The sequence below is a fragment of the Enterobacter cloacae complex sp. HYC074_NIDB genome (assembly GCF_056673345.1).
Genome location: NZ_CP114214.1, coordinates 4759023 through 4782135 on the forward strand (window position 1 = coordinate 4759023; position 23113 = coordinate 4782135).

The 23113-nt window shown below is 53.1% G+C and carries 18 protein-coding genes, 1 tRNA gene and 3 rRNA genes; 6 read left to right on the forward strand and 16 right to left on the reverse strand.

Annotation, left to right across the window (positions count from 1 at the left end):
• Positions 1-187 precede the first annotated feature (187 nt).
• Complete coding sequence (gene yihI, locus O1724_RS23035) at positions 188-703, reverse strand: Der GTPase-activating protein YihI (RefSeq protein WP_126297321.1); 516 nt, start codon at positions 701-703, stop codon at positions 188-190.
• 579 nt (positions 704-1282) lie between these two features.
• Here yihI and yihA point away from each other — a divergent pair.
• Complete coding sequence (yihA, locus tag O1724_RS23040) at positions 1283-1912, forward strand: ribosome biogenesis GTP-binding protein YihA/YsxC (protein ID WP_003861913.1); 630 nt, start codon at positions 1283-1285, stop codon at positions 1910-1912.
• 98 nt (positions 1913-2010) lie between these two features.
• On the opposite strand, the gene spfP is transcribed toward yihA, so the two are convergent.
• Both spfP and polA read right to left on the reverse strand, forming a co-directional pair.
• Positions 2011-2058, reverse strand: a complete 48-nt coding sequence (gene spfP / locus O1724_RS23045) for a small protein SpfP (RefSeq protein WP_071892919.1) — start codon at positions 2056-2058, stop codon at positions 2011-2013.
• A 166-nt stretch (positions 2059-2224) separates the two neighbouring features.
• Positions 2225-5017 carry a DNA polymerase I gene (polA, locus tag O1724_RS23050; protein ID WP_023323904.1) on the reverse strand — a complete coding sequence of 931 codons (2793 nt, stop codon included), beginning with the start codon at positions 5015-5017 and terminating at the stop codon, positions 2225-2227.
• Between the two features lie 439 nt (positions 5018-5456).
• Here polA and O1724_RS23055 point away from each other — a divergent pair, with 439 nt between their 5' ends.
• On the forward strand, positions 5457-6365 hold the full coding sequence (locus O1724_RS23055; RefSeq protein WP_047053839.1) for an acyltransferase: 909 nt from the start codon (positions 5457-5459) through the stop codon (positions 6363-6365).
• Between the two features lie 22 nt (positions 6366-6387).
• On the opposite strand, the gene dsbA is transcribed toward O1724_RS23055, so the two are convergent.
• The 3 genes from dsbA to O1724_RS23070 all read right to left on the reverse strand — a co-directional run bounded on the left by dsbA (position 6388) and on the right by O1724_RS23070 (position 8370).
• Positions 6388-7011 (reverse strand): thiol:disulfide interchange protein DsbA, encoded by a 624-nt coding sequence (gene dsbA / locus O1724_RS23060; protein WP_003861908.1) that lies wholly within the window; start codon positions 7009-7011, stop codon positions 6388-6390.
• A 27-nt stretch (positions 7012-7038) separates the two neighbouring features.
• Positions 7039-8025, reverse strand: coding sequence for a serine/threonine protein kinase (locus O1724_RS23065; protein WP_003861905.1), 987 nt, complete (start codon positions 8023-8025; stop codon positions 7039-7041).
• A 75-nt stretch (positions 8026-8100) separates the two neighbouring features.
• Positions 8101-8370 (reverse strand): YihD family protein, encoded by a 270-nt coding sequence (locus tag O1724_RS23070; RefSeq protein WP_003861904.1) that lies wholly within the window; start codon positions 8368-8370, stop codon positions 8101-8103.
• A gap of 68 nt (positions 8371-8438) precedes the next feature.
• On the opposite strand from O1724_RS23070, the gene mobA reads away from it, so the two are divergent.
• Together mobA and mobB are read left to right on the forward strand one after the other, a co-directional pair.
• Positions 8439-9023 carry a molybdenum cofactor guanylyltransferase MobA gene (mobA, locus tag O1724_RS23075; protein WP_045350721.1) on the forward strand — a complete coding sequence of 195 codons (585 nt, stop codon included), beginning with the start codon at positions 8439-8441 and terminating at the stop codon, positions 9021-9023.
• Entirely contained in the window at positions 9020-9523 is a 504-nt protein-coding gene (mobB, locus tag O1724_RS23080) for a molybdopterin-guanine dinucleotide biosynthesis protein MobB (RefSeq protein WP_061856730.1), read from the forward strand. The genes mobA and mobB overlap by 4 nt, the downstream gene beginning before the upstream one ends.
• A 97-nt stretch (positions 9524-9620) precedes the next feature.
• Here mobB and rrf read toward each other — a convergent pair.
• The 4 genes from rrf to O1724_RS23100 all read right to left on the reverse strand — a co-directional run bounded on the left by rrf (position 9621) and on the right by O1724_RS23100 (position 14594).
• Positions 9621-9736 (reverse strand): 5S ribosomal RNA (gene rrf, locus O1724_RS23085).
• A gap of 70 nt (positions 9737-9806) precedes the next feature.
• A 23S ribosomal RNA gene (locus O1724_RS23090) occupies positions 9807-12710 on the reverse strand.
• 182 nt (positions 12711-12892) lie between these two features.
• Positions 12893-12968 (reverse strand) — tRNA-Glu (locus O1724_RS23095).
• Positions 12969-13052: 84 nt separating this feature from the next.
• Positions 13053-14594 (reverse strand): 16S ribosomal RNA (locus O1724_RS23100).
• Together the 16S, 23S and 5S rRNA genes with 1 tRNA gene alongside form the textbook arrangement of a ribosomal RNA operon.
• A 455-nt stretch (positions 14595-15049) precedes the next feature.
• Here O1724_RS23100 and O1724_RS23105 point away from each other — a divergent pair.
• Together O1724_RS23105 and mdtD are read left to right on the forward strand one after the other, a co-directional pair.
• Positions 15050-15757, forward strand: coding sequence for a FadR/GntR family transcriptional regulator (locus O1724_RS23105; protein WP_414540423.1), 708 nt, complete (start codon positions 15050-15052; stop codon positions 15755-15757).
• A complete protein-coding gene (gene mdtD, locus O1724_RS23110; protein WP_022652092.1) occupies positions 15754-17187 on the forward strand; it encodes a multidrug transporter subunit MdtD in 1434 nt (477 codons plus the stop codon). The genes O1724_RS23105 and mdtD overlap by 4 nt, the downstream gene beginning before the upstream one ends.
• On the opposite strand, the gene rbsR is transcribed toward mdtD, so the two are convergent.
• From rbsR to rbsD, 6 genes are all read right to left on the reverse strand, one after another.
• On the reverse strand, positions 17153-18145 hold the full coding sequence (gene rbsR / locus O1724_RS23115; protein ID WP_003862402.1) for a ribose operon transcriptional repressor RbsR: 993 nt from the start codon (positions 18143-18145) through the stop codon (positions 17153-17155). The genes mdtD and rbsR overlap by 35 nt on opposite strands.
• 3 nt (positions 18146-18148) lie before the next feature.
• The gene (rbsK, locus tag O1724_RS23120) at positions 18149-19078 is read right to left on the reverse strand and encodes a ribokinase (RefSeq protein WP_003862399.1); all 930 of its coding nucleotides are present in this window, start codon (positions 19076-19078) and stop codon (positions 18149-18151) included.
• Positions 19079-19186: 108 nt separating this feature from the next.
• The gene (rbsB, locus tag O1724_RS23125; RefSeq protein ID WP_003862397.1) at positions 19187-20077 is read right to left on the reverse strand and encodes a ribose ABC transporter substrate-binding protein RbsB; all 891 of its coding nucleotides are present in this window, start codon (positions 20075-20077) and stop codon (positions 19187-19189) included.
• A 27-nt stretch (positions 20078-20104) separates the two neighbouring features.
• Entirely contained in the window at positions 20105-21070 is a 966-nt protein-coding gene (rbsC, locus tag O1724_RS23130) for a ribose ABC transporter permease (RefSeq protein ID WP_003862395.1), read from the reverse strand.
• Positions 21071-21074: 4 nt separating this feature from the next.
• Positions 21075-22580 (reverse strand): ribose ABC transporter ATP-binding protein RbsA, encoded by a 1506-nt coding sequence (gene rbsA, locus O1724_RS23135; protein ID WP_003862393.1) that lies wholly within the window; start codon positions 22578-22580, stop codon positions 21075-21077.
• Positions 22581-22587: 7 nt separating this feature from the next.
• Complete coding sequence (gene rbsD, locus O1724_RS23140; protein ID WP_003862392.1) at positions 22588-23007, reverse strand: D-ribose pyranase; 420 nt, start codon at positions 23005-23007, stop codon at positions 22588-22590.
• Positions 23008-23113: the final 106 nt, after the last annotated feature.

The window sequence follows — 23113 nt, forward strand, 5'->3', positions numbered from 1 at the left end:
CTCACTCCTTCCGTTGGTGTCGCGTTCTTATACGGCGGCCCGTTCTGGTCCCGTTGCGGGCCATCATTCGGGTGCGCAGCCACTTCTGTCGCCGCGACAACCGCCGTAGTTTAACGAATAACCACACCAGATAACATATAACCGGAAGGGTTATAAGCAGGACGAGTGTACCTGCCGGGTGCAAATGTTAGTTTCCACCCTTCAGAAGACGCATCATATCTTCCTGCTTGTCGTCTTCCTCTTCGTCTTCTTCATCATCGTAGGACAGACCCAGCTTCTGCATCAGCTCGTCGATGCGATCCAGTTTGGCATCCACCCATGACTGCTCTTCGGCGGTCAAGGTTTCACCCTCTTCAAGACGTTCCAGCAGCGCGTCCAGGCGCTCATCGTTCTCCAGCAAATCCAGCTCAGCCTGCGGTGAAAGCATAGGTTTCTCGCTCTTTGGTTTGTGCTGCTTAGTGACCGGGGTGTCTGTCACGCCCAGTGGAATGGGAGTTTTACTGCCGATACGAGGATCTTTCTGCTGTTTGCCTTTTGCAGAAGCGCCTGCGGCACCGCCACCGTTAGCACGGCTACCCGCAGCATGGCCACGATGTTTTTTATCGCGTTTGCGATCGCGCGCTTCCTGATTCAGTTCTTCGCGCGTTTTGCGGCGTGCTTTTGCAGGGCGTTTCGCGCCCGCAGCGGAGGTCGGTTTTTTCATGATGTTTTATCTTTAAGTCGTTTTCTTCAGTATAGAATTGCGGCGAAATCTAGCAGAAAGCAAGCAAAGAAAAAAGGCGACAGAGCAATCTGTCGCCTTTTTTCCTGACTCACAACCCTTAACGGGTCAGACATTCCCTGTTTGCCTGCAACAAACCCTGTTTATCCCTTGGCTACTACCGTCCGTGATACGGTTCCGTTTCCTGTTAAAAACGCCTCCAGGCGCCGGTCGTCCTGACAATCCTGAGTCTTCGCCTCCTGGCGCTCCTGACCCTTATCCTTAAGTCGTTATCCTGTTGGCATCCTCGCCGTAGCACACACTTTACCTTGTTCCTTTAAACTAACAAGCAACGAAAAGGTACAAAACCGGATTTTCAGATAATTACTCATTAATAACTCTTTGAATTTTAATATCTTGAGTTTTTTAGCCCCTGCGATTTCTCTTAAATTTCTCATACGCTTAAGGGCAAATCTCTTACATTTCGCAGGGCTTTCACTTACATGTCAATGACGAAGGGAAAAGCCTTTTGCCCGCATTCAGGTATAATCCCCGCAGATTACGATTTTTGGAGACGACCACGTGACTACCTGGAACTACCAACAGACGCATTTTGTCACCAGTGCGCCCGATATTCGCCACCTGCCCTCAGACACAGGGATTGAAGTGGCATTTGCTGGCCGCTCCAATGCGGGAAAATCCAGTGCCCTGAATACGCTGACCAATCAGAAAAACCTGGCGCGTACCTCAAAAACACCTGGCCGTACACAACTGATTAACCTGTTTGAAGTGGCTGAAGGCAAACGCCTGGTCGATTTACCGGGCTACGGTTACGCGCAGGTACCGGAAGAGATGAAGATCAAATGGCAGCGTGCGCTGGGTGAATACCTGGAAAAACGCATGTGTCTGAAAGGCCTGGTGGTGCTGATGGATATTCGTCATCCGCTGAAAGATCTCGACCAGCAGATGATTGACTGGGCGGTGGCAAGCGATATTGCGGTGCTGGTACTGCTGACAAAAGCGGATAAGCTGGCGAGCGGCGCGCGCAAGGCACAGGTGAATAAGGTTCGTGAAGCGGTGCTGGCATTCAACGGTGATGTACAGGTTGAACCGTTCTCCTCGCTGAAAAAGCAGGGCGTGGATAAACTGCGTCAGAAGCTCGACAGCTGGTTTAACGATCTGGAACCGGCGACAGAAGCGGAAGCAGAGTAATAACAGGCGCGGCGATGACCGCGCTTTTTTTCGCCTGAAACTTTCTTTGCCGCAATAAAAAACGCCCCAGTCATTACTGACTGGGGCGGCTAAAATATTCAGCCAAATCCGATTACGTGAAGTAAAAGGTCTGAAAGATAGAACATCTTACCTCTGTACCCTACGTCGTTAACTCTACTCTTTTTTTATCGCTGGACAAAGCACTTTTTGTAGTTTTTTTTCATTCTTTACATAGGGAATTCTAATGATCGTCACAAAACGCGCGTACTTATGTTGCTTACTTACATAAAACGCGCGTTATTCCGTTAGCCCTTAGTGAGCCTGATCCCAGTTTTCGCCGCTACCCACTTCCACCAGCAACGGAACGTCCAGCTTCATGCTGTTTTCCATCAGTTCATGGATCTTCTGAGAGACCGTCTCCAGATCGTCTTTATGAACTTCAAAGACCAGTTCATCGTGTACCTGCATGATCATTTTCACGCGCGGCTTCTCTTTTTCCAACCAGGCATCGACGGCGATCATTGCGCGTTTAATGATGTCCGCCGCAGTGCCCTGCATAGGGGCGTTAATCGCAGCACGTTCAGCACCCGCGCGGCGCGCGGCGTTGCTGGATTTGATGTCCGGAAGGTAGAGACGACGGCCATCCAGCGTTTCAACGTAGCCTTTCTCTTTCGCCTGCGCGCGGGTACGTTCCATATATTCCAGCACACCCGGATACCGCTCGAAGTAGAGATCCATATACTTCTGCGACTCTTTACGCGGAATATTGAGCTGGCGTGAAAGACCAAAGGCACTCATGCCGTAAATCAGACCGAAGTTGATCGCTTTTGCGCTACGACGCTGCTCATTTGTCACGCTCTCCAGCGGCAGCCCAAACACTTCGGCAGCGGTTGCCCGGTGAATGTCCTTCCCTTCGGCAAAGGCCGTCAGCAGGCCTTTGTCGCGTGACAGGTGCGCCATAATACGCAGTTCGATTTGCGAGTAGTCCGCGGAGACAATCAGATAATCCTCTGGCGCAATGAAAGCCTGGCGAATACGGCGGCCCTCTTCATTACGCACCGGAATGTTCTGAAGGTTAGGATCGGTTGACGAAAGTCGCCCGGTCGCCGCCACAGCCTGGTGATAGGAGGTGTGCACGCGGCCCGTTTTCGGGTTGATCATCAACGGCAGTTTGTCGGTATAGGTCGATTTCAGCTTAGCCAGACCGCGGTATTGCAGAATAACTTTTGGCAGCGGATAGTCCAGCGCCAGCTCTTCCAGCACCTCTTCAGACGTTGAAGGAGCGCCGCCCGGGGTTTTCTTCAGCGGCTTAATACCCTGTTTTTCAAACAGGATGGTTTGCAGCTGTTTCGGTGAAGACAGGTTAAATGCCTCGCCAGCAAGCTCATGCGCTTTCTGTTCAAGCTCGGTCAGGCGCTGCGCCAGCTCACCAGAGTGGTTATGCAGCACCGTTGGGTCGATTTTAACGCCATTGCGCTCAATGCGGGACAGCACAGGCACCAGCGGCATCTCAATGTTCCGGAACACATTCAGCGGCCCTTCGTGCTTCTGCAATTTCGGCCACATTTTGAGATGCAGCTGTAGCGTGACGTCAGCGTCTTCCGCGGCGTAGCGGCCTGCTTCTTCCAGCGCGATCTGGTTAAAGGTCAGCTGATTTTTGCCCTTACCGGCAATTTCTTCGAAGGTAATGGTTTTGTGTTTCAGCCAACGATCGGATAAGGAATCCATATCATGGCGGCCCGCCACGCTGTCCAGAATGTAAGATTCCAGCATGGTGTCAAAAGCGATACCACGCAGCTCAATGCCGTAGTTTTGCAGAATACCGCGGTCGTACTTCAGGTTTTGCCCGACCTTCAGCGCTTTCTCGTCTTCCAGAATCGGCTTCAGCAGTTCTAAGGCGCGCTCGCGGGAGATTTGCTCCGGCGCATCCAGATAGTCGTGAGCAACCGGAACATAGGCGGCAATACCCGGCTCCGTTGCGAATGACAGGCCCACCATATTAGCCGTAATGTTATCGAGGCTGTCCGTTTCGGTATCGAAAGCAAATACTGGCGCTTTTTTCAGCTTTTCAATCCAGGCGACGAGCCGTGACTCTTCCAGGATGGTTTCATAGTTGTCGAAGGAGAGCGCTACCGCCTCTTCTTCTGACTGCTCTTCGGCATCGACAACGATGGTCTCTTTCGGCTTCGCCGCAGGTTTAGCCCCTTTCGCCTGAAGCCATTTACCGGCTTCAACATCCGCGGTCCAGCGTTTAAATTCGTATTTTCTGAACAGACCAAGCAGTTCGTCGGCGGCGGGTTCCTGCACTTCCAGCTGCTCGCAGGTAAGCTCCAGCTCTACGTCAGTTTTGATGGTGGCCAACTGATAGGAGAGATAAGCCACCTCTTTGTTATCGGCGAGCTTTCCGGCCATGGTTTTTGCGCCGCGGAAGGTAAGACCGGCAATTTTGTCGGACTCTGCATACAGCGTATCCAGCCCGCCCAGCCCTTGCAGCAGCGCCTGAGCTGTTTTTTCACCCACGCCCGGCACGCCAGGAATGTTATCCGAGGAATCGCCCATCAGGGCGAGGAAATCAATAATGAGCTCTGGCGGCACACCATATTTGGCGACCACTTCTTCCGGGCCAAGAATGGTGTTTGTCATGGTGTTGATCAGCGTAATCCCTGGCGTTACCAGCTGCGCCATGTCTTTATCACCGGTACTGATCAGAACCGGGCGGCCTGCTTTTTCCGCTTCGCGCGCCAGGGTACCAATTACGTCGTCAGCTTCAACGCCAGAGACCGCCAGCAGTGGCAGCCCCATCGCTTTCACCATAGCGTGCAGCGGTTCAATCTGCGCACGCAGATCGTCAGGCATAGGGGGACGGTGTGATTTGTAATGCTCAAATAATTCATCGCGGAAGGTTTTACCCTTCGCATCAAACACCACAGCCGCATGGGTTGGGTGGTATTGCAGAATCAGGCTGCGCAGCATATTCAGCACGCCGTACATTGCGCCGGTAGGTTCCCCTGCGCTGTTGGTCAGAGGAGGAAACGCATGATACGCCCGATACAGGTAAGAAGAGCCATCGACGAGTATAAGTGGGTTTTCTGGGATCTGAACCATAATGTCCGTGCCTGTTATGAATTTATGGGTAAAGGATGCCACAGAAGGATGAAAACATCAGGTTTTAGCGCTTTATACAGAAAAAGATTTTGCGATCGGGAAGATCGCTCGCAAAACAAAACTGTGGATAAGTTTGTGCATATTTTTAATGCAGGTGAATAACAGCTTGATAAAAGTGATATTGAAAACTTATTTATCTATTTAAATCAAACAATTAATACAAGATCAATTAAGATCACACCTCACTGATGGTTATTTAGTCTTTGTGGATATAAGGCTTAAGCACCTTGTCTATAGGGAAAAATTCGCGGCCTGCCAGGAAAAGCCGCGGCCTCCTGGTGTGAAAGCGCCCTGGTCTGAGCGAATTTCTGATAAGATCGGCGCCCAGCACCGGATAGCCGGCTGCTCAATTACAGCTAACTATCTGAAAAAATTCATCATGTCGAGAATACTCGCTGCGATAACATTATTGTTAAGCGTCATTTTAACTATTCTGGTTACTATCGCCTGTTCTGTGCCAATCATCGTTGCCGGAATAATTAAGCTCCTGTTGCCTGTCCCTCCGGTATGGCGCGCGGTGTCTGCTTTTTGTAATTTTATGATGTACTGCTGGTGTGAAGGCCTGGCGATCCTGCTGCATCTGAACCCCTGGCTGAAGTGGGACGTTCAGGGTCTGGAGAAGCTGAACAAAAAGCACTGGTATCTGCTGATCTGCAATCACCACAGCTGGGCCGACATCGTTGTATTGTGCGTACTGTTTCGCAAACACATTCCGATGAATAAATACTTTCTGAAACAGCAGCTGGCCTGGGTGCCTTTCATTGGTCTGGCCTGCTGGGCGCTGGATATGCCGTTTATGAAACGCTATTCACGCAGCTATTTGATTCGTCATCCGGAACGCCGCGGTAAGGACGTGGAAACCACGCGCCGTTCTTGCGAGAAGTTTCGCGCGCATCCCACCACCATTGTTAACTTCGTCGAAGGATCGCGCTTTACCGAAGAGAAGCGCCAGCAAACTCGCTCTCCTTATCAGAACCTGTTGCCGCCAAAGGCTGCGGGCATCGCAATGGCGCTCAACGTGCTGGGTGAGCAGTTCGATAAATTGTTGAACGTAACGCTCTGCTATCCGGAAAACGACAGGACGCCATTCTACGACATGCTCAGCGGCAGGCTGACGCGTATCGTTGTCCGCGTTGATCTGGTGCCCGTCAATACTGAACTGCACGGGGATTACGTCAACGATAAAAACTTCAAACGTCGTTTCCAGCTTTGGCTTAATACACTCTGGAAAGAGAAAGACGAGCAGATAGCGAAGATTAAATCTTCATACAAAAACGCCGGTCAGTGACCGGCGTTTTTCTTTATGGTTGTTACTTTTTCTCAACCAGGTATTTCACGGTATCAGCGTACTGTTGTACGAAGATATCCATGCTGGTCGTGTCCATACCACGCATATTCACCTGGTATTTGCCGTTAACATACATCGCCGGCACGCCCTGCAACTGGAAGTCAGCGGCAGCTTTTTCCTGCTGTGCCACGAGAGATTTCACCACAAAACTGTTCCAGGCAGCGTCGTAGTCTTCACCTTTCACACCGGCATCTACGAACACTTTACGGATATCTGCCGTAGTTTGTACGGTCTGGGTTTTCTGTACGGCTTCAAACATAGGCGCGGTGATCTTATCTTCCACACCCAGCGCAATCGCGACCGCCCATGCCTGAGTCAGATCTTTGCCCAGTGGGCCAAGGAACTCAACGTGGTATTTCGTCATTTTGGTGCCTTCCGGCAGCTTTTTCTTCACGTTGTCAGAAACATGAAGTACCTGCTCAAACTCGTAGCAGTGCGGGCAGTAGAAGGAGAAGAACTCCAGCACCTGAGGCTCGCCAGCAACAGGCTTGTCTAGCGTAATGTACTGCTTGCCGTCGGTAAACTGCGCAGCAGTTGCGCTAAATGCCAGAATCATACCAGCCAGCGCCAGCCAAATTTTTTTCATGATCAACTCTCTCCTGGGTGTGTCCAATTAATACATCGGCGTTAATTGCAAAGGGGGTTCCTGTAGAACCTTAACCTGCTCGGTAAATGTGGATATCTGGTTGCGCCAGTAATCCTCCCCGGTAAGCCAGGGGAAATTTCGGGGAAAAGCCGGGTCTTCCCAACGCCTGATTAACCACGCGAGATAATAAACAAATCGCATCGCACGTAAAGGCTCTATCAAGGCAATTTCGTCTGAATTAAAGGGGATAAATTCTTCATAAGCTTCAATTATGGTCTCAAGCTGCATGCGCTGCTCGGCTTTATCACCGTTGAGTAGCATCCATAGATCCTGCACCGCGGGTCCCATACGTGCGTCATCAAGATCGACAAATAGCGGCCCATCGCGCCAGAGAATATTCCCGGCGTGGCAGTCACCGTGCAGGCGCAGAGTAGTAATATCATCCCGCCAGCAGGCTTTTACAGCATCAATAAGCTTATCGGTCGCCGTGAGGAAATTATCCTTTAGTGCATTCGGGATCAGCGCCGATGTTTCGAATACCTGTCGCGGCTCAATAAGATATTCCTGAACACCAATCGTCGGACGGGCAACAAACGGTTTTTTACGTCCCGTCTGATGAATGCGCCCCAGATAGCGGGCAACCCATTCCATCTGATCGATATTATCTGCCTCAAACTGTCTTCCGCCCAGGCTCGGAAATACCGCGTAGTAAAAGCCCTGATGGGTCAGCAGCGTTTGGTTATTGAATTTAATCGGTGCCGCAACGGGAACATCGTCATCCAGTAGATCGTGGGCAAACTGATGTTCTTCCTGAATTTGTTCTGCGGACCAGCGCTGTGGACGGTAAAACTTTACGACAAAGCGCTGGCGCTCTTCGTCCTGAAATTGGTAGACACGGTTTTCGTAGCTGTTTAAAGCGGTTAACCCGGAATCCACCCGAATACCCTGCTCGAACAGCGCATCCATAATGGTATCCGGGTGTAGTGTCTGGAAAGTAAAAGCCTGGTCGTTCATCCGATCATCCGGAAATTATACGAATGATTCAGGATATCATCTTGTGGCGATTTCGGTGGCTCCGCTTACAAGCTTTTACTCTTTAATTACGCCTCGGGCGCGCAGTAATGCGGTTTTAAAATCCTCTTCATAATCTTTCTGAATGCCAGGAATAACAGCATCTTTAGCCGAGTCACGCATTTTCAGGTGGTAGATCAGGATGTCGTCAGAAAGGTCCGCCAGTTCGCCATCAAAACCTGACTCTTTCGCCAGTTTCTGTAAAAATTGCATCAGATTCAGCTCTGGCTCTTTTTGCCAGGCCGGCTGGAGAAGCTCAATGACTTCATTAAGACGTTTACATTTCATGGTAGTGCTCCTTTCATTTAGAGAGACACGTTAGCAGGGTCAATCCCACAATAAAAGAGGCGATATTCGTGAATCAATGCCAGGAAATCATCGGGGTTGTTCTGACCGGGGGCAGGGCAACGCGAATGGGTGGAAAGGATAAGGGACTTCAGCTCCTGAACAACACACCATTATGGCAGCATGTTGCTGATACGCTTGCAGATCAGGTGTCATCGATGGCGATCAGCGCTAATCGACATGTTGATATTTATCAGCGCAGCGGGTATCCGGTTTATCAGGATAACCTGGTGGACTACCCCGGTCCGCTGGCGGGAATGCTTTCTGTTATGCAGCAGTCGTACGGAGAGTGGTTTCTCTTTTGTCCATGTGATACGCCCTTCATCCCGTCCTGTCTGGTTGAACGTCTGGTGCAGCGGCGCGGTGGTGCTCCCGTCGTCTGGGTACACGACGGTGAACGCGACCATCCAACGATCGCATTGATTAATCGCTCGTTAATATCCGCGCTGGAAGATTACCTGGCCGCAGGAGAGCGACGCGTCATGGTATTTATGCGCCAGTCCGGAGGGCATTCCGTTGATTTCAGCGACATGAAATCGGCGTTTGTGAATGTAAACACGACGGAAGATTTGCAGATGATGCAGGAGAGAAAATGATACCCGTATTAGCGATCTCAGCCTGGAGTGGCACCGGGAAAACTTCGCTGCTAAAAAAACTGATACCTGCACTTTGCGCCAAAGGCATTCGTCCCGGATTGATTAAGCATACGCACCATAACATGGATGTCGATAAACCGGGGAAAGATAGCTATGAGCTGCGTAAGGCTGGCGCTGCACAAACGATGGTGGCGAGTAACCAGCGCTGGGCGTTAATGACAGAAACACCGGATGAAGCACCGCTGGATCTCGCTTATCTTGTCAGCCGGATGGATCACTCCACGCTGGATTTGGTGCTGGTTGAGGGGTTTAAGCATGAGGCTGTTGCGAAGATCCTACTATTCAGAAGCGATGCCGGACATGACGTAAGTGAGTTAACGCTGGATGAACATGTGATTGCCGTGGCCAGTGACGTTGCGTTGACGCTGAAAGTACCGGTTCTGGATTTGAATGATGTGGAGGGGATTGCAGCGTTTATTTCGGCGTGGTGTGCAGTCTGAGATCTGCCGGGTGACGGCTTCGCCTTACGGCCTGCCGTTTTTCAGCAAACCAACGCAAAAAGGCCATCCTTGCGGATGGCCTCTTCACTTGTTTGATGCCTGGCAGTTCCCTACTCTCACATGGGGAGACCCCACACTACCATCGGCGCTACGGCGTTTCACTTCTGAGTTCGGCATGGGGTCAGGTGGGACCACCGCGCTAAAGCCGCCAGGCAAATTCTGTTTAATCTGTATCAGGCTGAAAATCGTGTCTGTCTCTTCGCCAAAACACCTTCGGCGTTGTAAGGTTAAGCCTCACGGTTCATTAGTATCGGTTAGCTCAACGCATCGCTGCGCTTACACACCCGACCTATCAACGTCGTCGTCTTCAACGTTCCTTCAGGAGACTCAAGGTCTCAGGGAGAACTCATCTCGGGGCAAGTTTCGTGCTTAGATGCTTTCAGCACTTATCTCTTCCGCATTTAGCTACCGGGCAGTGCCATTGGCATGACAACCCGAACACCAGTGATGCGTCCACTCCGGTCCTCTCGTACTAGGAGCAGCCCCCCTCAATTCTCCAGCGCCCACGGCAGATAGGGACCGAACTGTCTCACGACGTTCTAAACCCAGCTCGCGTACCACTTTAAATGGCGAACAGCCATACCCTTGGGACCTACTTCAGCCCCAGGATGTGATGAGCCGACATCGAGGTGCCAAACACCGCCGTCGATATGAACTCTTGGGCGGTATCAGCCTGTTATCCCCGGAGTACCTTTTATCCGTTGAGCGATGGCCCTTCCATTCAGAACCACCGGATCACTATGACCTGCTTTCGCACCTGCTCGCGCCGTCACGCTCGCAGTCAAGCTGGCTTATGCCATTGCACTAACCTCCTGATGTCCGACCAGGATTAGCCAACCTTCGTGCTCCTCCGTTACTCTTTGGGAGGAGACCGCCCCAGTCAAACTACCCACCAGACACTGTCCGCAACCCGGATCACGGGTCTACGTTAGAACACCAGCCATTAAAGGGTGGTATTTCAAGGATGGCTCCACGCAGACTGGCGTCCACGCTTCAAAGCCTCCCACCTATCCTACACATCAAGGACCAGTGTTCAGTGTCAAGCTATAGTAAAGGTTCACGGGGTCTTTCCGTCTTGCCGCGGGTACACTGCATCTTCACAGCGAGTTCAATTTCACTGAGTCTCGGGTGGAGACAGCCTGGCCATCATTACGCCATTCGTGCAGGTCGGAACTTACCCGACAAGGAATTTCGCTACCTTAGGACCGTTATAGTTACGGCCGCCGTTTACCGGGGCTTCGATCAAGAGCTTCGCGTTGCCGCTAACCCCATCAATTAACCTTCCGGCACCGGGCAGGCGTCACACCGTATACGTCCACTTTCGTGTTTGCACAGTGCTGTGTTTTTAATAAACAGTTGCAGCCAGCTGGTATCTTCGACTGATTTCAGCTCCGCCCGCAGGGGCTTCACCTACCTATCAGCGTGCCTTCTCCCGAAGTTACGGCACCATTTTGCCTAGTTCCTTCACCCGAGTTCTCTCAAGCGCCTTGGTATTCTCTACCTGACCACCTGTGTCGGTTTGGGGTACGATTTCGTGTTACCTGATGCTTAGAGGCTTTTCCTGGAAGCAGGGCATTTATCACTTCAGCACCGTAGTGCCTCGTCATCACACCTCAGCGTTAATAAGGTACCGGATTTACCTGGAACCTCCGCTTACATGCTTAAACCGGGACAACCGTCGCCCGGCTGACATAGCCTTCTCCGTCCCCCCTTCGCAGTAACACCAAGTACAGGAATATTAACCTGTTTCCCATCGACTACGCCTTTCGGCCTCGCCTTAGGGGTCGACTCACCCTGCCCCGATTAACGTTGGACAGGAACCCTTGGTCTTCCGGCGAGCGGGCTTTTCACCCGCTTTATCGTTACTTATGTCAGCATTCGCACTTCTGATACCTCCAGCATGCCTCACAGCACACCTTCAACGGCTTACAGAACGCTCCCCTACCCAACAACACATAGTGTCGCTGCCGCAGCTTCGGTGCATGGTTTAGCCCCGTTACATCTTCCGCGCAGGCCGACTCGACCAGTGAGCTATTACGCTTTCTTTAAATGATGGCTGCTTCTAAGCCAACATCCTGGCTGTCTGTGCCTTCCCACATCGTTTCCCACTTAACCATGACTTTGGGACCTTAGCTGGCGGTCTGGGTTGTTTCCCTCTTCACGACGGACGTTAGCACCCGCCGTGTGTCTCCCGTGATAACATTCTTCGGTATTCGTAGTTTGCATCGGGTTGGTAAGCCGGGATGGCCCCCTAGCCGAAACAGTGCTCTACCCCCGAAGATGAGTTCACGAGGCGCTACCTAAATAGCTTTCGGGGAGAACCAGCTATCTCCCGGTTTGATTGGCCTTTCACCCCCAGCCACAGGTCATCCGCTAATTTTTCAACATTAGTCGGTTCGGTCCTCCAGTTAGTGTTACCCAACCTTCAACCTGCCCATGGCTAGATCACCGGGTTTCGGGTCTATACCCTGCAACTTAACGCCCAGTTAAGACTCGGTTTCCCTTCGGCTCCCCTATACGGTTAACCTTGCTACAGAATATAAGTCGCTGACCCATTATACAAAAGGTACGCAGTCACACCCGAAGGTGCTCCCACTGCTTGTACGTACACGGTTTCAGGTTCTTTTTCACTCCCCTCGCCGGGGTTCTTTTCGCCTTTCCCTCACGGTACTGGTTCACTATCGGTCAGTCAGGAGTATTTAGCCTTGGAGGATGGTCCCCCCATATTCAGACAGGATACCACGTGTCCCGCCCTACTCTTCGAGTTCACAACCTGTGCATTTTCGTGTACGGGACTATCACCCTGTACCGTCGGACTTTCCAGACCGTTCCACTAACACACAAGCTGATTCAGACTCCGGGCTGCTCCCCGTTCGCTCGCCGCTACTGGGGGAATCTCGGTTGATTTCTTTTCCTCGGGGTACTTAGATGTTTCAGTTCCCCCGGTTCGCCTCGTTAACCTATGTATTCAGTTAACGATAGTGTGTCGGAACACACTGGGTTTCCCCATTCGGACATCGCCGGGTCAAGGGTTCATATCACCTCGCCGGCGCTTTTCGCAGATTAGCACGTCCTTCATCGCCTCTGACTGCCAGGGCATCCACCGTGTACGCTTAGTCGCTTAACCTCACAACCCGAAGATGTTTCACTTCTGATTGCGAAAATTTGAGAGACTCGAACACACATGAGCTGTGTGTCGTTTCAATTTTCAGCTTGATCCAGATTTTTAAAGAGCAAATATCTCAAACGTGACTCGCAAGTCAGTTTTGAGATATGGCGGCAGGTGACTTTCACTCACGAACCAGCAAGTGGCGTCCCCTAGGGGATTCGAACCCCTGTTACCGCCGTGAAAGGGCGGTGTCCTGGGCCTCTAGACGAAGGGGACGTACAGTCTCAATCGCAAGACGCCTTGCTATTTACTTTTCATCAGACAATCTGTGTGGACACTACAAAGGCAGGTTCTTTAAGGTAAGGAGGTGATCCAACCGCAGGTTCCCCTACGGTTACCTTGTTACGACTTCACCCCAGTCATGAATCACAAAGTGGTAAGCGCCCTCCCGAAGGTTAAGCTACCTACTTCTTTTGCAACCCACTCCCATGGTGTGACGGGCGGTGTGTACAAGGCCCGGGAACGTATTCACCGTGGCATTCTGATCCACGATTACTAGCGATTCCGACTTCATGGAGTCGAGTTGCAGACTCCAATCCGGACTACGACGCACTTTATGAGGTCCGCTTGCTCTCGCGAGGTCGCTTCTCTTTGTATGCGCCATTGTAGCACGTGTGTAGCCCTACTCGTAAGGGCCATGATGACTTGACGTCATCCCCACCTTCCTCCAGTTTATCACTGGCAGTCTCCTTTGAGTTCCCGGCCTAACCGCTGGCAACAAAGGATAAGGGTTGCGCTCGTTGCGGGACTTAACCCAACATTTCACAACACGAGCTGACGACAGCCATGCAGCACCTGTCTCAGAGTTCCCGAAGGCACCAATCCATCTCTGGAAAGTTCTCTGGATGTCAAGAGTAGGTAAGGTTCTTCGCGTTGCATCGAATTAAACCACATGCTCCACCGCTTGTGCGGGCCCCCGTCAATTCATTTGAGTTTTAACCTTGCGGCCGTACTCCCCAGGCGGTCGACTTAACGCGTTAGCTCCGGAAGCCACGCCTCAAGGGCACAACCTCCAAGTCGACATCGTTTACGGCGTGGACTACCAGGGTATCTAATCCTGTTTGCTCCCCACGCTTTCGCACCTGAGCGTCAGTCTTTGTCCAGGGGGCCGCCTTCGCCACCGGTATTCCTCCAGATCTCTACGCATTTCACCGCTACACCTGGAATTCTACCCCCCTCTACAAGACTCTAGCCTGCCAGTTTCGAATGCAGTTCCCAGGTTGAGCCCGGGGATTTCACATCCGACTTGACAGACCGCCTGCGTGCGCTTTACGCCCAGTAATTCCGATTAACGCTTGCACCCTCCGTATTACCGCGGCTGCTGGCACGGAGTTAGCCGGTGCTTCTTCTGCGGGTAACGTCAATCGACAAGGTTATTAACCTTATCGCCTTCCTCCCCGCTGAAAGTACTTTACAACCCGAAGGCCTTCTTCATACACGCGGCATGGCTGCATCAGGCTTGCGCCCATTGTGCAATATTCCCCACTGCTGCCTCCCGTAGGAGTCTGGACCGTGTCTCAGTTCCAGTGTGGCTGGTCATCCTCTCAGACCAGCTAGGGATCGTCGCCTAGGTGAGCCGTTACCCCACCTACTAGCTAATCCCATCTGGGCACATCCGATGGCAAGAGGCCCGAAGGTCCCCCTCTTTGGTCTTGCGACGTTATGCGGTATTAGCTACCGTTTCCAGTAGTTATCCCCCTCCATCAGGCAGTTTCCCAGACATTACTCACCCGTCCGCCACTCGTCAGCGAAGCAGCAAGCTGCTTCCTGTTACCGTTCGACTTGCATGTGTTAGGCCTGCCGCCAGCGTTCAATCTGAGCCATGATCAAACTCTTCAATTTAAAAGTTTGATGCTCAATGAATTAAACTTCGTAATGAATTACGTGTTCACTCGTTGAGACTTGGTATTCATTTTTCGTCCGAGGACGTTAAGAATCCATGTCACTTTGAGTGCCCACACAGATTGTCTGATAAATTGTTAAAGAGCAGTGCCGCTTCGTTTTCGCTGCGGCGCGGGGTGTGCATATTACGCTTTCCCGCTTCAGAGTCAAGCGTTTGTTTTGCTTTTCTCTGCTGACCCGGCGGCTTGCGTGCCGTTGTTCCGTGTCAGTGGAGGCGCATTATAGGGAGTTCTTCTGAAGTGACAAGAGGAAATTTAAAAAAAATTTCTGACCGTGTTTTTTTTCACCAAAAGCGATGAGATCCAGCCACAAATTGTTCTATTTGATGTATCTGCAACCACAATCACACCTGAGATGGCATAATTAGCCGCATCAATATCTAAGGAATAAAAGCGATGCCATTAAGCGCACAACAGCTGGCAGCTCAAAAAAACCTGTCCTATGTGCTGGCAGAGAAACTGGCGCAGCTGATCTTAGCGGGTAAATATGCTCCAGGTAGCATCCTGCCCAGCGAGATGGAGCTGGGAGATCAGTTTGGCGTTAGCCGTACAGCCGTTCGCGAAGCGGTAAAAACATTAACGGCGAAAGGGATGGTGCTACCACGCCCGCGCATTGGCACCCGCGTTATGCCTCAGGGAAACTGGAACTTTCTCGATCAGGAGTTGCTCACCTGGTGGATGACCGAAGATAACTTTAATCAGGTCGTCGATCACTTTCTGGTCATGCGCAGCAGTCTTGAACCTCAGGCCTGTCTGCTTGCCGCCACGCTCGGCACAGCAGAGCAAAAAGCGCAGCTCAATACTTTGATGGAAGAGATGGTGGATCTGAAAAAGCACTTTAACCGCGAGCGCTGGATAGCGGTCGATATGGCCTGGCATGAACATATCTATAATATGAGCGGAAATCCTTTCCTGACCTCCTTTGCTTCTTTATTCCATTCTGTGTACCACACTTACTTTACCTCTATCACACAGGATGAGGTGGTGAAGCTGGATCTGCATCAGGCGATAGTCGATGCCATTCAGGAGAGCGACGGGCAGCGAGCCCTGAGTGCGTGCCAGGCGTTGCTGGCCACGCCAACCCACCAGCAGGTAAATAAATGACAGAGAAAAAAGCACGCAGTATGGCCGGATTGCCGTGGATTGCAGCCATGGCGTTCTTTATGCAGGCACTTGATGCCACTATCCTCAATACCGCCCTTCCCGCCATAGCCCAAAGCCTTAACCGCTCCCCGCTGGCGATGCAATCCGCCATCATCAGCTACACCCTGACGGTGGCGATGCTTATTCCGGTCAGCGGCTGGCTGGCCGATCGTTTCGGCACGCGTAAAGTATTCATGCTGGCGGTGACGTTGTTCACCCTCGGTTCTCTGGCTTGCGCCCTCTCCACCTCTCTGATGGAACTGGTTATCTTCCGCGTTCTACAGGGGATAGGCGGCGCGATGATGATGCCCGTCGCGCGTCTGGCGTTATTGCGCGCCTATCCGCGCAGCGAACTGCTCCCGGTGCTCAACTTTGTGACTATGCCGGGGCTGGTCGGCCCGATACTTGGCCCGGTTCTCGGCGGCGTCCTGGTGACCTGGGCAAGCTGGCACTGGATCTTCCTGATTAATATTCCGATTGGTGTGGCAGGGCTGATTTATGCTCGCAAATATATGCCGAACTTCACCACGCCAAGACGCAGCTTCGATATGGGCGGCTTCTTTCTGTTTGGCCTGAGCCTGGTCCTGTTCTCCAGCGGGATGGAGCTGTTTGGCGAGAAAATCGTAGCGACGTGGCTGGCGCTGGCCGTCATCCTCAGCGGTATTCTGCTGTTCCTTCTATATATACGTCATGCGCGTCGCCATCCGACACCGCTTATCTCTTTATCTCTGTTTAACACCCGAACGTTCTCCGTCGGGATTGCGGGCAACATTGCCTCACGTCTGGGCACGGGCTGCGTACCGTTCCTGATGCCGCTTATGCTCCAGGTCGGTTTCGGCTATCCGGCCCTGATTGCTGGCTGCATGATGGCGCCCACGGCGATGGGCTCGATTCTGGCAAAATCGACGGTCACGCAGGTGCTGCGCTGGTTTGGCTATCGTAAGACGCTGGTTGGCGTGACGATCTTTATCGGATTGATGATTGCGCAGTTCTCTCTGCAATCTGCGGCGTTACCAATCTGGATGCTGATCCTGCCGCTGTTTGTGCTGGGTATGGCCATGTCGACGCAGTTTACGTCGATGAACACCATCACCCTTGCGGACCTCACCGACGAGAATGCCAGCAGCGGCAACAGCGTACTGGCGGTCACTCAACAGCTGTCGATCAGCCTCGGGGTTGCCGTGAGCGCGGCGGTACTGCGGTTTTATGAAGGGTTTGACGGTACAAATACCGTTGAGCAGTTCCACTATACCTTTATCACCATGGGCGCGCTTACCGTGGTATCGGCGGTGGTCTTTATGTTGTTAAAACCAAAAGACGGCCGGAACCTGATTAAAGAGCGTCACAAAGAGAAGGCTAAACCGAACCGCGTTCCATCAGAACAGGAGTAAGCTGCAAACGTTGCTGTTGCAGCGTGGGCTGGGCCATGCGGTGGATCAACACATCGATGGCCAGCTCGCCCAGTTCATCTTTCGGCTGATGGATGGTGGTCAGCGGCGGCGTCATGTAGCGCGCCAGTTCGATATCATCGTAACCGACGATCGCCATGTCGTCCGGGACACGTAATCCCGCCTGATAAAGCGCCTGATAAGCTCCGAATGCCATCGCATCATTACCGATAAACACCGCCTGCGGGCGCGGCTCTTGCGCCAGCAGTTTCTGCATTGCTTCAAATCCACCGTTAAATTCGAAATCGCCGGTGATGCGATAGCCATCAGGAATGGCAAGCCCCGCCCGTTCCATGGCCGAAAGATAGCCTTCCAGACGCAAGCGCGCCGGGGTTTTATCCAGCGGGCCGGTAATACAGGCAATGCGGGTATGACCTTTATCGATCAGATGCTGAGTCGCCATATCGCCGCCCAGCAGCGAGTTATCCTGGATCAGATCGCTGGTGCCGTCGAACGGCGCCCAGTCCATCATCACCGTGGGAATAGAAGGGTAGCGCTGGATGATCTCTTTCGAAGGTTGATGCGTTTCGGTACAGAGCAGCAGCAGCCCGTCGACGCGTTTTTGCATCAGCGTTTCCAGGTTACGGTTCATGCGCTGCTCATCGCCTTCGGTATTGCACAGCACCAGGCTGTAGCCGCGCTCGAAGCAGCTGCGCTCCACGCCGCGCACCAGTTCAGAATAGAAAGGATTGGTACTGGCCGTGATCAGCATGCCGATGGTGCGCGTCTGGTTAAGCTTAAGGCTGCGCGCCAGCGCGGACGGCGCATAGTTGAGTTCTTTAATTGCAGCGTCAACTTTCTCCCGAATCGCCTCGCTGACGAAGCGATCGTTATTGATAACGTGGGAAACAGTCGAGGTAGAAACGCCCGCCATACGGGCGACATCTTTCATTGTGGCCAAGCGTTACCCCTGCTGACTTAAGAATTCATCAATCTCTTTACGCCATGGAACAGAAGGCTGAGCGCCTTTACGCGTCACCGCGATCGCAGCGGCGGCATGCGCGAAGCGGATCGCGTCATCCATTGCTTTTCCTTCCAGCAGCGCCGTTACCAGCGCACCGTTGAAGGTGTCTCCTGCGGCGATGGTATCAATGGCTTTGACCTTAAAGCCCGGCACGCGACGACCTTCGCCATTGACGCTAGCCCACACCCCACGGCTGCCGAGGGTGATGATCACGGTGCCGATGCCTTTATCATGCAGCGCAAGCGCGGCACGCGCTGCATCGTCATCATTTTCGACACGGATACCCGTCAGCTTTTCCGCTTCGGTTTCGTTCGGGGTGATAATATCCACCAGCGCCAGCAGCTCGTCTGATAATACACGGGCAGGTGCCGGGTTAAGTACGACAGAGGTATGATTTTCATGCGCAATTTTCGCAGCGGCCAGCACGCTTTCAACCGGTGACTCCAGCTGCATCAGCAGGGCTTCCGCTCCGGCGATGATTCCACGCTGCGCTTCGACGCGTTCAGTCGTTAACGCGGCATTAGCCCCTGCATGAATACCGATGACATTCTCACCTTCCGCATTGACGAAAATCAGCGCCACGCCGGTAGATTCCCCTGCAACCACGCTGACGGGTGCGATGTCGATGTTGTCGCTTGCGAGCTGTTTGCGTACGCGCTCGCCGGTATCGTCATCACCCGTACAGGCGATAAACGCGATATTCGCCCCGCTGCGTCCGGCGGCAACCGCCTGGTTTGCGCCCTTACCGCCGAACGCCACCTGATACTGATTGCCGGTGACGGTTTCGCCCGGAGTGGGGAACGTTTCAAGGTTAAGAATGTGATCGGCATTGATACTGCCAAGGACGACGAGGTTGCCTGCGGTTTTCATGTATTGAGGTGTCCATCTGAGAGCGCCACCGGTATTACCCGGTGGCGTATGCCACACTTTTCTTTTATTTGGTGTCCCTCAGGCAGCCAGCGACTGCCTGAATCGCCTTTACTGCTTAATGACCAGTTTCAGGTCAACAGGATATTTGGCCTGAACTTTTTCGCCCTTCAGCACTTTATCGGCAGTTTGCACGCCAGTCGCGCCAATCTGCTCAGGCAGCTGAGCGATGGTCGCAGCCAGTTTGCCATCATTTACTGCTTTTTCACCATCCGGCGTGCCGTCAAATCCGACAACCATCACATCTGATTTACCCGCAGTCTGGAGCGCACGCAGCGCACCGAGCGCCATTTCGTCGTTCTGTGCGAATACCGCCTGCACATCAGGATGCGCGGTCAGCAGGTTCTGCATGACGTTCAGACCCTTTGTACGGTCGAAGTCTGCCGGCTGGCTCGCCAGCACGTTGAATTTGTGCGCCGCTACAGCCTGCTGGAAACCCTCACCACGTTCACGGGCCGCGGAAGTCCCGGCGATACCCTGCAACTCAATCACTTTCGCGCCTTCACCGGCTTTCTTCGCGATGTAGTCGCCGGCGATTTTACCGCCCAGTACGTTATCAGACGCAATGTGGCTGACCACATCCCCTTTCGTTGCCTGACGGTCAAGGGTGATTACCGGGATCTTCGCCTGGTTTGCCATCTTCACGGCATTACCGACCGCGTCGGAATCGGTTGGGTTGATCAGCAGGATTTTGGTGCCACGAACGGTTAAGTCCTGAACGTTAGCCAGCTCTTTCGCCGGGTTGTTCTGAGAATCCAGCACCACCAGGTTGTAGCCCAGTTTATCTGCTTCTTTCTGCGCGCCATCCTTCAGGGAGACGAAGAACGGGTTGTTCAGGGTAGAGACAACCAGCGCGATGGTGTCCTTCGCCATGGCGTTAGCACTTACGGTTGCGCTCAGCGCGACAGCAGAAACCAGGGTAGCCAGTTTTTTCATGTTCATATCTAAGATGTCCTGTAGTGTCGTCAGTTACTGTTTTTTGTTGTCTACCAGTACCGCCAGCAAAATCACCACTGCCTTAACGATCATCTGGTAATAGGAGGAAACACCTAACAAATTCAAACCATTATTCAGGAAACCGAGGATCAGTGCGCCGATCAATGTCCCAACAATGCGACCTTTACCGCCCGCAAGACTCGTACCGCCCAGAACCACTGCCGCGATGGCATCCAGCTCATAGCCCGTACCCGCCGTTGGCTGTGCGGAAGAGAGGCGCGCCACTTCGATGATGCCCGCCAGAGACGCCAGCAGGCCGCACAGGGAGTAAACGATAATTTTGACTTTATTAACGCTGATACCGGACAGGCGCGTTGCCGCTTCGTTACCGCCCAGCGCATAGATATAACGACCCAGACGGGTATGGTGCAGCATGTACCACGCCGCCAGGAAAACGATAGCCATGATCCAGACCGGGGTCGGGACACCCAGCGGGCGACCGATACCGAACCAGCCAAACAGATCGGCGTTATCGGTAAAGCCGGTATTAATCGGGCTGCCGTTGGTGTACACCATGGTCACACCGCGCAGCAGCAGCATCATCACCAGCGTGGCGATGAACGCCTGAACGCGACCTTTCGCCACAATTACGCCGGTTACGGCGCCAATTGCCGCACCTGCCGCCAGCGCAGCGGCAACGGCCACCAGCGCGTTGACCTCAATACCGACAATCGACGCGGCGATCGCGCCGGTGAGGGCCAGCAGGGAACCGACGGACAGATCGATACCCGAGGTCAAAATCACCAGCGTCATCCCCACCGCCATAATGGCGTTGACAGAGGTCTGCTGAAGAATGTTGAACAGGTTATTGACGGTAAAAAAGTTCGGGCTCATGGTCGAGACAATCGCGATCAGCACCAGCAGGGCAATCAGCGATTTTTGTTCCATCAGCCATGCCTTTGTGAAATAGCGGCGACCAGAAACAGCCTGGGTAGTCATCTTCTTACTCCTGATTCACGCGATTAAGCTTGCCCACAGCGGCAGCCATCAGAACTTCCTGGGTGGCCTGCTCGCGAGTGAATTCACCGCCGAGATGCCCTTCATGCATGACGATAATGCGATCGCTCATGCCTAATACTTCTGGCATCTCGGAAGAGACCAGAATGATGCTCAGACCGTCGGCCTTGAACTGGTTAATCAGCTGATAGATCTCTTTTTTCGCGCCCACGTCCACGCCGCGGGTGGGCTCATCGAGGATCAGTACTTTCGGGCGCGTCATCAACCCGCGGGCAATCGCCACTTTCTGCTGATTACCGCCGGACAACAGGCCAATCGCCTGCTCCATCGATGGGGTTTTAACGTTAAAGAGACGGATAAAATCGCTGACCGCCTGCTGCTCATCTTTGTGTTTCAGGCTGCCGCCGCTGCGGCTGAAATAGCCTAGCGCAGTCAGAGACATGTTCTCTTTTACCGACATGCCCAGCACTAAGCCGTCGCGCTTACGGTCTTCAGAGATATAGACGATGCCATTCGCCAGCCCGTCCTGCGGCGAGCGGGTGACCACTTCATGGCCGTCAAGGGTAACGTAGCCGCTGGTGCGCGGCAGTGCGCCATAGAGCACTTTCATCAGTTCAGTACGCCCCGCCCCCATCAGGCCCGCGACGCCAAGGATCTCGCCCTTGCGCAGGGTAAAGGAGACGTCATTCACGCCCGGTCCGCAGAGGTTATCCACCTTCAGGCGGATCTCACCCGGCGCTTTTTCCAGATGTGGATACTGATCTTCGAGCTTACGTCCCACCATCATTTCGATCAGCGAATCTTCGGTCAGGGTTGCTACTTCGCGCTCGGCAATAAACTGCCCGTCGCGAAAGACGGTGACGTCGTCGCAGATTTCGAAGATCTCTTTCATGCGGTGTGAGATATAGACAATGCCGCGGCCCTGGGATTTCAGCTCACGGATCACGCGGAACAAGGATTCGGTTTCGGTATCGGTCAGGGCGTCGGTCGGTTCATCCATAATGATGACCTTCGACTCGAAGCTCAGCACCTTCGCGATTTCCACCATCTGCTGATCGCCGATGGAAAGGTCGCCCACCAGTCGGTCGCTCTTAAAGCGCAGATTCAGCTTCGCCAGCAGTTTGTCCGCTTCGGCATACATGGTTTTCCAGTCGATTTTGCCAAACCGGTTCACGAACTCACGGCCGAGGAAGATGTTCTCCGCAATGGTGAGCTGCGGGATCAGGTTCAGCTCCTGGTGGATGATGCCGATGCCCGCTTCCTGAGAGGATTTCGGGCCGTTGAAGGTGGTCTCTTTACCCAGCCACAGCAGCGAACCGGCATCGCGTTGGTAGATACCGGTCAGCACTTTCATCATGGTGGATTTGCCGGCGCCGTTTTCGCCCACCAGCGCCATGACGCGCCCGGAATAGACGTTCAGCGCCGCGCCGGAGAGGGCTTTTACGCCCGGGAACGATTTATCGATCCCTTTGAGTTGCAGTAATGCGTCCATGATGGCCTCAGAAGGTGACGCCAGCACAGAGAATGATATTCGCATACGGGGAACACTCCCCGCTGCGAATCACCGCCTGACTGTCTGCGGTTTGTTGTTTGAACTGCTCGTGCGTTGTGTAACGAATTTCTATGGTGTTTCCCTGGTGCTGTTGCAGTTGCTCAATGTGGCTGAGCAACGTTTCGTGGAGTTGCGGATTATGCTGTTTGATTTCCGCCGCGAGAATGGCCGCCTCAACCTGCATCTCCGCGGTGACCACTTCCAGTACCTGCATGAACGAGGGCACGCCCTGCGTTAACGCCATATCGATACGGGTTGTGCTGCGCGGAACCGGTAAGCCTGCATCGCAAACCACCAGCGTATCGGTATGCCCAAGACGGGAAATCACCGATGAGATTTCTGAGTTGAGTACTGTGCCTTTCTTCATTTTTTGCTCCACTAGCGAAACGTTTCGCTAAAAACAGTGTAGCCGCAGAAGTGTTCAGAAAACCATCATGACGTAACGGATTTGTGATCAACGTCGAAACGTTTCG

What these genes read in the sequence shown, in the direction of transcription:
- rbsK (WP_003862399.1), bottom strand. Translation starts at nt 19,078, where the DNA reads ATGAAAACCGCAGGCAACCTCGTCGTCCTTGGCAGTATCAATGCCGAT.
- polA (WP_023323904.1), bottom strand. Translation starts at nt 5,017, where the DNA reads ATGGTTCAGATCCCAGAAAACCCACTTATACTCGTCGATGGCTCTTCT.
- O1724_RS23070 (WP_003861904.1), bottom strand. Translation starts at nt 8,370, where the DNA reads ATGAAATGTAAACGTCTTAATGAAGTCATTGAGCTTCTCCAGCCGGCC.
- yihI (WP_126297321.1), bottom strand. Translation starts at nt 703, where the DNA reads ATGAAAAAACCGACCTCCGCTGCGGGCGCGAAACGCCCTGCAAAAGCA.
- dsbA (WP_003861908.1), bottom strand. Translation starts at nt 7,011, where the DNA reads ATGAAAAAAATTTGGCTGGCGCTGGCTGGTATGATTCTGGCATTTAGC.
- O1724_RS23105 (WP_414540423.1), top strand. Translation starts at nt 15,050, where the DNA reads ATGCCATTAAGCGCACAACAGCTGGCAGCTCAAAAAAACCTGTCCTAT.
- mdtD (WP_022652092.1), top strand. Translation starts at nt 15,754, where the DNA reads ATGACAGAGAAAAAAGCACGCAGTATGGCCGGATTGCCGTGGATTGCA.
- rbsB (WP_003862397.1), bottom strand. Translation starts at nt 20,077, where the DNA reads ATGAACATGAAAAAACTGGCTACCCTGGTTTCTGCTGTCGCGCTGAGC.
- O1724_RS23065 (WP_003861905.1), bottom strand. Translation starts at nt 8,025, where the DNA reads ATGAACGACCAGGCTTTTACTTTCCAGACACTACACCCGGATACCATT.
- rbsA (WP_003862393.1), bottom strand. Translation starts at nt 22,580, where the DNA reads ATGGACGCATTACTGCAACTCAAAGGGATCGATAAATCGTTCCCGGGC.
- rbsC (WP_003862395.1), bottom strand. Translation starts at nt 21,070, where the DNA reads ATGACTACCCAGGCTGTTTCTGGTCGCCGCTATTTCACAAAGGCATGG.
- mobB (WP_061856730.1), top strand. Translation starts at nt 9,020, where the DNA reads ATGATACCCGTATTAGCGATCTCAGCCTGGAGTGGCACCGGGAAAACT.
- rbsD (WP_003862392.1), bottom strand. Translation starts at nt 23,007, where the DNA reads ATGAAGAAAGGCACAGTACTCAACTCAGAAATCTCATCGGTGATTTCC.
- O1724_RS23055 (WP_047053839.1), top strand. Translation starts at nt 5,457, where the DNA reads ATGTCGAGAATACTCGCTGCGATAACATTATTGTTAAGCGTCATTTTA.